The organism is Brasilonema sp. UFV-L1 (assembly GCF_012912105.1).
Lineage (GTDB): Bacteria > Cyanobacteriota > Cyanobacteriia > Cyanobacteriales > Nostocaceae > Brasilonema.
In genome coordinates, this window is sequence record NZ_QMEA01000132.1 from 15,710 (window position 1) to 17,577 (window position 1,868).

The 1,868-nt window shown below is 43.8% G+C and carries 1 protein-coding gene and 1 pseudogene; both read right to left on the reverse strand.

The window, feature by feature from the left end; genetic code table 11:
- A pseudogene (locus DP117_RS27165) lies at positions 1-1,671 on the reverse strand (WD40 repeat domain-containing protein); the annotation flags it as partial.
- Positions 1,626-1,868, reverse strand: a 243-nt coding sequence (locus tag DP117_RS27170) for a transposase (RefSeq protein ID WP_211176374.1), incomplete at its 5' end; no start/stop codon positions are given. The pseudogene DP117_RS27165 and the gene DP117_RS27170, both read right to left, overlap by 46 nt.

Consider the following 1,868-nt stretch of genomic DNA (forward strand, 5'->3'; position numbering starts at 1 on the left):
TTCATGACCCAAAAGGGTTTGAAGTAACTTACCTTCCCGGCTCCAGAGTTTGATGGTTTTGTCATCACTACCAGAAGCAATCATCTCACCATCTGGACTGAAAGTAACGTTTTTGACAAACTTGTCATGCCCAGTAAGGGTATTAAGTAAATGACCATCTCGACTCCAGAGTTTGATGGTTTCACCATCACCAGAGGCAATCATCTGACCGTCAGGACTTAAACTGATACTATAGGTTTTGTCATCATTAGCAGGCTCCTGGGGAAACTCTCTAATCAAATCACCCTCCTGACTCCAGATCTGAATAGTACCGCGATAATTTCCAGAGACAATCGTCTTGCTGTCTCGGCTGAAACTAATGCTACAGGCATCTTTAGGCAGGGTTTTCAGCAACTTACCTTCCCGGCTCCAGAGTTTGATGGCGTCGTTACTACCAGAGGCAATCATCTGCCCGTCTGGACTGAAACTAACGACGTTGATATAGTTTGTATGTCCTATCAAACGGTTGTGCTCTTTTACTCCGTAAACTGCCTGCTGTAGCACCAAACTCACAGTTTGCAGCAAAACGGTATCTGATTCTAAGTGTGCATCTTTAAGGTTTTTGCCTGCTTGCATGGCAGCAACCAAAGCCTCGATCTGTTTATTCAAAAATAAGTAAGATCCAGAGGTTTGGCTTAGAGCTGATATTGCCTGCTTTTGCTCTCGCTGTCTGCGTTCTTCCTCTTCTTGGCGGAGGCGATCGCGCAAGTTTTGGCTCTCTTTAATAAATTCTCGCGCAGTTTTATTGAGAAAGCCAAGATGGAGGTATTGGTTTTTAAAATCTTCAGCCCTAGCTAATCCACCTTCTCGTAGCAAGAAATTTTCAGGTCTTCCCTGACTATCCCATTCATTAGCATTATCTTCTATCCTGCGCTCCCTTTGTATTGCCAATCGGAAATCTTTTACCCAATCTTCTAGCTTTTTCCAATGGCGAATTAGGGCTTCATGGGCGATATCTAAGATTACATCCCCTGGTTCCGACAGTTCTGACTCGTGAGATGTTAATTTATCTGTGGTGATTAACCGTGCATCAGCTAACTTTTGGATCACTCTATCCACAACAGCCTCAGAATACTGTTCATTAACTAAATCTTGTTTGCGTACCCGTCTGCGAGTGTTTGCTACATCACCTACTTGCGTTAGTTTCAAAAAAATCAGCTGGGCGCAATTTTTATCTTTGGGCCTAAGGGATTCATAAACTTCATCGGCTCGTTTTTGCAGTACCTCTTTGACTCCACCGATGGCATCATAGTCCCGGCTCATCCACCGCTTTGTGCGCGTTTGCCAAAGTTCCATCAGTGCATACTGTAATAGCGGCAAGTATCCTGGTGCATCTTTCAAATCGTCAATCATGCGATTAACAAGTTTAGGATCAATATCTATCCCTACTTGTTTAGCTGGTTCGGTAATCGCTTGTGTTAACTCCTGCTGGCTCATTGTTGGCGTGACTCTCACCAGATTCTGGTCAATCTTGGTGACTAGTCCGGCATATTCTTGTTCAGCACAATTGCCTTGAAAATCTGCCCGCATTACCAGCACCAGGCAGAGTTTATTCCCTAACTTATTGACTTTGTTGGCGAATTCTTTTAGGTCGAATTTGATACAGTTAAAGCCGCAAATCGAGAAATACACTTCCCAAAATTATTAGCTTCTGTCCACCATTGCCAAATCCGAACCAAGTTCATCGCAGCTGCGGTAATAATGTGCTGTAACTTGGTTTTGGCAAATCCTCGGTAACGACATCGACGCAAGCCGAAAACTCTGGTTGCTTGAGAGATATAGCGGTTCTCAGTTGGGTGCAATACAATAACCACAATGTTGGAACCAAC